The organism is Armatimonadota bacterium (assembly GCA_020354555.1).
Taxonomy (GTDB): domain Bacteria; phylum Armatimonadota; class Hebobacteria.
On record CP070648.1, the window covers coordinates 4520015 to 4527423 of the forward strand.

General features: G+C 67.1%; 6 protein-coding genes. 4 read left to right on the forward strand and 2 right to left on the reverse strand.

Annotation, left to right across the window (positions count from 1 at the left end; genetic code table 11):
* Positions 1-1690, reverse strand: a 1690-nt coding sequence (locus JSV65_18555) for a hypothetical protein (protein UCH34499.1), incomplete at its 3' end; no start/stop codon positions are given.
* Positions 1691-1883: 193 nt separating this feature from the next.
* Here JSV65_18555 and JSV65_18560 point away from each other — a divergent pair.
* From JSV65_18560 to JSV65_18575, 4 genes are all read left to right on the forward strand, one after another.
* A complete protein-coding gene (locus JSV65_18560) occupies positions 1884-2534 on the forward strand; it encodes a L,D-transpeptidase family protein (protein ID UCH34500.1) in 651 nt (216 codons plus the stop codon).
* 141 nt (positions 2535-2675) lie between these two features.
* Positions 2676-3224 (forward strand): RNA polymerase sigma factor, encoded by a 549-nt coding sequence (locus JSV65_18565; GenBank protein ID UCH34501.1) that lies wholly within the window; start codon positions 2676-2678, stop codon positions 3222-3224.
* Positions 3221-4000 carry a zf-HC2 domain-containing protein gene (locus JSV65_18570; GenBank protein UCH34502.1) on the forward strand — a complete coding sequence of 260 codons (780 nt, stop codon included), beginning with the start codon at positions 3221-3223 and terminating at the stop codon, positions 3998-4000. Before JSV65_18565 ends, JSV65_18570 begins: the two co-directional genes overlap by 4 nt.
* Positions 4001-4189: 189 nt before the next feature.
* A complete protein-coding gene (locus tag JSV65_18575; GenBank protein UCH34503.1) occupies positions 4190-5788 on the forward strand; it encodes a zinc ribbon domain-containing protein in 1599 nt (532 codons plus the stop codon).
* Between the two features lie 305 nt (positions 5789-6093).
* Here JSV65_18575 and JSV65_18580 read toward each other — a convergent pair whose 3' ends face one another.
* Positions 6094-7137 carry an iron chelate uptake ABC transporter family permease subunit gene (locus JSV65_18580; GenBank protein UCH34504.1) on the reverse strand — a complete coding sequence of 348 codons (1044 nt, stop codon included), beginning with the start codon at positions 7135-7137 and terminating at the stop codon, positions 6094-6096.
* Positions 7138-7409 lie beyond the last annotated feature (272 nt).

A 7409-nucleotide genomic window follows, 5' to 3' on the forward strand; every position in this document is an offset into this window, starting at 1 on the left:
TCTCCGGCGAGAGCGTCGCGTTCGCCAGGAAGAACTCCGCGGCAAAAAGGAGCGTCGAGCCACCGCCCTCATGTCCCGCGCGCACCGCCAGCGGCGCCCCCTGCCGCGTCTGCGCCAGCACCGCCGCGCCCGGCTCGCACGTCAGGCGATGCATGCGGAATCGCGGCTCGCTGATCGGCCACGCGTGTCCTTCGACGATCGCGTGATACGCCTCCTCGACCGAACCGATGTCCACGCCGAACAGCGCAGCCGCCTCCGCGTCAAGCTGATTCGCGCACGCCACCACGTGCCCCCCGTTCGCGACATACCGCGACAGCTTTCCCAGCAGCTCCCCCTCAATGCGCGTTTCGCCGAGTACAACGACGCACTGGTAGCGGTTAAGCACTTCATCCGACACATCCGACAGCAGCACGTCGAACGAATCCCCGCACGGCGTCGCGGTCAGGAACCCGCGCTCGCTGTGGTAGAACCCGGCGTCCTCGTAGTGCGGATACAGCTCGCGCAGGAGCAGGTCGATCTGATGATCGCCCTTGCCGTACGGCATGTTGCCCCAGACGAGATACGCGTCCCCGGTGTAGAGGTGCCGCGGCGGCGCCCAGCCCGCGTAGAAGTCCCACAGCAGCGCGACCGGCGTGTGCTGCTCTCCGCGATCGGGGTGATCCGCGCACCACTGCGCGCCGCGCAGGTGCTCGCGCCCGATATCCGTCAGCGCGGGCACCGTCTTCGTCTCCCCGCCCACCGTGCGCTCTTCGGTCTCGCTCCCGAGATGCCCCGACTCGAACCCCATCATCACGCTGCCGTACATCACGAGCAGATACCACAACCGCCGCAGCAGGCTCATGCTCGTGCCGGCGGTCGGGCCGCTCAGAAACCCCGGCGCGGTACTGTCCTCGGCGTTGACGTCCGCGAGCGACTTCGCGCCCCACCGGTTCCACACGCTCGCGTTGCCGAACCACAGCACGCCGTACTGCTTCCCCGCCCCGCGGATGAACGCGTACCACATCGGCACGCTCGGCAGCGCCTGCGCCGTCTCCGCGCCCAGCAGTCGGTGATTGCCCATGTCCGCGAAGTAGTGCGGGAACGTCAGGCTGTTGAGCGACACGAGGTAGTTCTGCAGGTCATCGCCGAGGCGCCGGAAGTACTGGCCGAACGCCTCATACCCCTGCCGCCGCGTCACCGGCGCCGGGCACACCAATTTCGCGTACCCGCCGATGTAGCGCCCATCCTGCTCGCCGTTGTCGTAGCCCAGGAAGCGCGGGCCCATCGCTTGCACGATGTACTGATGCACCTCATTCGGCACCTGGTACTCCGACCACCCGTACTGGTCAACGCGCCCGGACGGGCAGTACCCCCAGATGTCGAAGAGGTAGAGCTTGCGCGCCGCCATCTCGTCGATCGCCTCGCGCCAGTTCTCGGCGAACAGGAAAGTCCAGAACGGCCAGATGACGCGCCCGAAGTCGTAGTCCTTGGTGTAGAGGTCGAGCGTCTGCTCGATGTTGACGAGGCGGAACTGATGCGGCGGCTCCGCGGGCGAGCGGTCGGCGCCGAAGCCGCGCAAGGCGACGGTGTGGAACTCGTTGTCCAGATCCGCGCGCGTGACGGGTCTTACGGCGCGCTCGGCGAATCCCGGATACTCCTCCGGGTCCACCGGCTTCACCCACACGCGGGCCAGATTGTCCGCATGATCCATTCTTTCGCTCCCGGCATCTCTAAGGCGGTTCCCGCCGAAGGCGCACAAGTCGCGAACCGCCCGCACCTCCCGCCGATCGTCCTTCGCGCAGCGACTCCCCACTCTTCGGCGACCCCGCGCGCCTGTCCTTGCGGCATTGCCCCGACGCGTCCGCCGCGCTATAATCCCTTCGGCGCGGGGGGCGCACTCCGAGATGACCACGCGCACGCGCAAACGAAGAACGTGGCGGGTAATCGGCATCATCATCATCGCCGTCGCGCTCGTCGCGCTGTGGCGCAACGCGCGCCTCATCTACAACCGCGCCCACGACGCTTACTTCACCCGCGCCGCGTACCCGCAGACCGACCTCGCGGACCTCGTTGCGGACTATCAGGAATCACACCCCGGCGCGATCGACAAGCAAATCGTCATTGACAAATCGGACGGCGTGCTGCAGGTCTTCGTCAACGGCGAATTGCTCAAGCGTTACGCGGTCACCCAGGGGCCGGTGCCGGAGCGCGATAAAGAGGTTGAAGGCGACATGGCGACGCCGGAGGGCGAGTTCTACGTCTCCCGCAAGAACCCGCGAAGCTCATTCCACAAGTTCCTCGGCGTCAGCTATCCGACCATGGAGGACGCCGAGCGCGGGCTGAGAGACCGGCTCATCACGCGCGCGGAATACGAACGCGTCGTGCGCGCGGCGGAGCGGCGGCAGGAGCCGCCGCAGAATACTCGCCTCGGCGGCAACATCGGCATCCACGGCGGCGCGTGCCGCACCATCGGCTGCATCTCTCTTACCGACGACGAGATAGACGAACTCTACGGCTTCGCCGACCTGGGCACGCAGATCGTGATACGCAAGTAGGGGCGGGCCCGCGGGGCTCCGGGGGCCTCTTGCCCCCTCGTTCACCGCGCCCGCAAGGACTTGTAACCTTTCCGCGTAACCTCCCGTCAAAGGTATTGGAAGGTGATGACGAGCCGTAACGGCGCACTGGGAGAGTCTCGGTTGACCGAAGGGAGCCCGGCAACACGCGCTGCGGGACGCGACGGCGCTTTGGTCGCGCGCGCCCAGCAGGGCGAGCGGGCTGCGCTCGACGAGTTGTATCGCCGGCATCGCGATTATGTGTACACGCTCTGTTTCAATCTGTGCGGCGATCGCGAGGACGCCCAGGACCTGCTCCAGGAGACCTTCGTTCATGCCTGGCGCGGCCTGCCCAAGTTCGCCGGTCGGTCGAGCTTCACCACGTGGCTGTATCGCATCGCTGTGAACGTCGCCCATGACGCGCGCCGCCGACACCGAGAGCCTATGCCGACTGACCGCAACCCCGCCGCCGATGCGGAGACGATTGACCACGTTCGCGCGGCGCTGGCACGGCTGCGCCCCGCGCACCGCGCCGTTCTCGTGCTGCGCTATTCCTTGTCGCTCTCACATCAGGAGATCGCCGAGTGCCTGCACTGGTCGCTCAGCCGCGCCAAGGTGACCGCACACCGCGCCAAGCGCGCATTCAAGGACGAGTACCTGCGCCTGGCCGGCCGGGATGAGATCGAGAAGTGAACTGCCGAACCGCAAGACGAACGTTGGTTGACTACGTCGAGGGCGAGCTTGGCGCCGCCGAGCAGGCGGAAATCACAGCGCACTTGGCGCGCTGCGTTGCCTGCCGGGCGGAAGCCGCCGCCCTGCAGCAAGCCGAGAACGCCCTGCGCAGGCTCAGCGTCATCGAACCTGCTCCTGCGGCTACGGCCACATCGCGCCGCCATCCGGCCCCGCGACTTGGCCGCCGGATCCGGTGGGTGTGGGCCGGCGTGGGGCTCGCGACGGCGGCCGTCCTGCTCGCCGTGCTCGTGTGGCCGCATGCGAAGACGCGACCCGCATCACCGTCCGCCAACGTCGCGATGAAAGCTGAACCAGCCGAGCTGCCCGCGCCCGACGAGGCCGAGGTAGTCGCACCAGCCGAACCGCCTGCGCCTCCCGCACCGGTGGTCGAGGAGCAGCCGCGCGCCCCGCGCCGCGTCGTCCGGCGCCCGAAGCCCGCGCCGAGCGTGGCCCTTGAGACGCCGCCGCCGGTGCCAGTGCCCGCCGAGCGGCCGCTTCCCGAACCGGTTGCTGCAGATGGGCGCGATGATGCGCCGGCCGGCATCATTCTTCTCATCGGTGAAGCGCGCAACTCAGCTCCCGCGTCGAGCTATTATGCCGAGATGTCTTTCCCGGATGGCGCAAAATCGGTCGTCCAGCAGACCGTGGAACGTGACGCAGACAATCAGCCGCGTGCCGTCCGCGTTGCATACGAGCGAACCGGGCCCGAAGCGCCGAGCCCGGACCAGGGGGGCTGACCGGAGGCCACTGACAAGTCCGCGGGCCACAACGCGCCGCTGACCTATCGAGGTTCGTGTACGACAGAAGGACGCCGGAGGCGGCGGCGCCGCTCCACACGAACCTCGTCCGAAAGAGTCCTCGGGTATTACCGGCGCTGCGGTAATAAACGAGACTCTGCAGAACAACGGAAAGGAGAACCCAGAACCATGCAAGCAGGAATCTCGTGGATAATGCTGATACTGATGTCGCTCAACCTGTCACCGCAGGGGCCGCCCGAGCTGCGGGCGGGATCCTTCTGGACCTATCGTGTCGAGGGCGAGGGGAATCTGACGATGTCTATCCTCGAGGCGTCGCCTTCCGACGCGGGAATGATGCTGAAGGTGGTGGTATCCCCCCGCCCCCCGGTGAGCGTTCCGATTGTGGCATCATTCGTCCCTCAGATGATGGTTCCGTTTCAGGTGGTGCTCGCCCCCGATCGGAAGTCCATCAAGGCGTGGATGGACGTTGTTGGTTCGCGGGACACGGAGGTGCTGGATCTCGCCATGCCCGAATTGAAGGTCGGGTCCCGCTGGGAGTTGGCTGAAGCGGGTGCCGTAACCATCACCGGCGTGCAGCCGGAACCCACGATCACGCCGGCGGGCAGCTTCCCCAATGCCGTGAAGGTTTCATGGGCCATTCAAGGCCAAGCCCGAGGCACGGTATGGATTGCTCCCGGCGTGGGTTTCGTGGCCGTCGGCATCGGGAGCGAAAGGGACTTGGAACTGACGGAGTACGGGGTACGACCGCCAGGGGCCGTCAGTGGCAAGCGGATCACCATCGAGTTCAAGGATACTCCGGTCATGGACGCGATCGAGGCCCTGATTGGGGATGCGCCCGTCTCCATCGCTTTCCGTGACATCCCCGAGGACCTCCGCGTAACCGCGACGATCCGGGATGCCTCACCCGAAGAAGCGGTTATGCTGGTGTGCGCAGCCGCCGGCCTCGAGTGGGAGGATGTCGGACGAGACGGCGGAGTAATCCGCATGCCCCCCAGCGTCAGCGTCGGCGGCGCCAGAGTCCCCGTCGTGGGCGCGATGTCTGTCGGTTCGCGGGTATCCCCGACCGCTCCGTTGGCGACGGAAGGCCCTTTCCTAACGACGAGGCTACAAGTCCCTACAGAGGCCCGGTCGGTTTTCCAAGACCTCGCGCGACCGACCTTCGAGGGCGACGACAAGCTTGTTGACCTCGATGTCAAGGACGCTCCGATCCGCGAGGCGATGACCAAGCTCTCCGAGGCTTCCGGCATCCCAATCCACGTCGCGGAGCCCGTGTCCAACGAACTGAAGGTGACGGCGGCGATCTACCGCATGCCAATCGGCGACGTGCTCGCTATGATCGTCAACCAGGCCGGGCTTGCCTACACCGTGTCGTACAGGAAACCCGAGACCCTTACGAAGATGCGCGATGAGGGGCTCATCTCAGGGGAGGACTACGCGGCGCGCAAGGGCAACCCCGAGATCCACATCGTCCCCAAGCCGGAGCTGAGAGTAACCGGCCCTGGTGCGCCGGGCGCTGCCCTAACGTGGAACAGGATTCTCTCGCAGGCGCCGTCCTTGCTCTACCGGCTGCAGTCGGATGATGCGACGCGAGCTGCGTTGACGATCTTGGGGCAGGGGCAACAAACGCCATCCGTTGTCGGCGTGCCAGAGTCTGGCGCGACATGCACCAAGTGTGGACGCGAAGCCCTCGCGCCGGACTGGAAGTTCTGTCCCGCGTGCGGCGCGCCGTCGCCCCACCCCGAGGAGCCCGCGGAAGAAGGCAAATAGCGGAAATCGAGGCGCGGCTGCGGGGCGGGGGCGTCCTGCAGAGAAGTAACGGTAACCGCCGACGAACGCCGAGTGCCCGTGGCGTGCGAATAGCAGCGCGTGCGTGGCTAGCGCTAGCCCAGCCACGTGTCATTCCGATCGAGCGCAGCGAGAGAGGAATCTCGCCCCTGCCGCAAGCACCCGCGCCCCGGGGGGACTGTTACCTATTCCGCGGAGCTGCGCCGGTGTTGCCTGCTTGGAGGGAGCAGGAATAGGTAACTGTCCCGTTCCTCACCGGCGGCGGGGACGCAAGGCCATCCAACCTCTCACCCCCGCGTGCGCGTCCGCAGCAGATACAGGAAGAACGGCGCGCCGAGCAGCGAGGTGATGACACCCACCGGCAGTTCCCACGGCCCCGCGACGCGCGCCACCGTGTCCGCGAGCACCAGGAAGCTCGCGCCGATCAATCCCGCCGCCGGCAGCAGCACGCGGTGATCCGGCCCGACGATTCTGCGCGCGATATGCGGCATGATGAGCCCGACGAAGCCGATGATTCCGCTGAATGACACCGCCGCCGCCGTCAGCAGCGACCCGAACACGATGACCAGCCGCTTCAGCCGCTCGACGTCAACGCCAAGCTGCTGCGCGGATTCCTCCCCCAGCGCAAGCAGGTTCAGCTCGCGCGCGAACGCGTAGAGCCCGACCATCCCCACCACCGTCGCGCCGAGCACGATCCCCACCGGCCCCCAGCCCTCGACGAACAGGTTGCCCATGAGCCAGAACACAACTTCCGACAGGCTCTTGCCCGCGAGCGCCATGATCACCGTCACCAGCGCCCACATGAAACTGCCCACGACGACCCCGGCGAGGATGAAGCTCTCGACCGGGATCTTCCCGCGTATCTGCGCCAGGCGGTACACCAGCACCATCGTCGCCAGCGCGAACAGAAACGCCGCCAGCGGCACCCCGAACCCGCCCGCGCCGGAGACGTTGAGCACAATCGCCAGGCTCGCGCCGAGCGCCGCGCCGGAGGACACGCCGATGAGATACGGGTCCGCCAGCGGGTTCATCAGCATCCCCTGGAACGCCCCGCCCGCCACCGACAGCGAGCACCCGACCAGCGCGCCGAGCGCGATGCGCGGCAGCCGCACCGTCATCAGAATCGTGGCGACGTTCGCGGGCGCCTGTCCCATCACCGCGGCCCACAGGTCGCGCAGCCGGATCGGATACGGCCCCAGGCTCACCGCCGCCGCCCCCGCGCCCGCCAGGATGACGCACAGCACCGCGCACGTGACCACCAGCCGCCGCACGATGTGGGTGTGGGGCAATCCGGTTCCGTTTGTCTTCTCGCCGTCATCACCGGCGGTCATGTGATTGTCTCCAGACATATGCTCCGCCGAGTATCCCATCATTCCGAGCAAGGCGAGGCATGCCCGCCGTGGGCGGGAATCTCGGCGCCGCTGCGCCGGTTGTCCGGGACTATGACGGCATGCCCTGCCGAGACTCCCGCCAGAGGCGGGTGAACTCCGCTCGCCTTGCTCCCGCTGAATGACGCGACCGTGAGCCTTCGCGTCCTCCCCGGCCGCTCCGCACCCCGTTTGTCATTCCGAGCGAAGCGAGGCATGCCCGCCGGGGGCGGGAA

Excerpts from the sequence above, each read along its gene's own strand:
- JSV65_18560 (UCH34500.1), top strand. The coding sequence starts at position 1,884 with ATGACCACGCGCACGCGCAAACGAAGAACGTGGCGGGTAATCGGCATC.
- JSV65_18575 (UCH34503.1), top strand. The coding sequence starts at position 4,190 with ATGCAAGCAGGAATCTCGTGGATAATGCTGATACTGATGTCGCTCAAC.
- JSV65_18580 (UCH34504.1), bottom strand. The coding sequence starts at position 7,137 with ATGACCGCCGGTGATGACGGCGAGAAGACAAACGGAACCGGATTGCCC.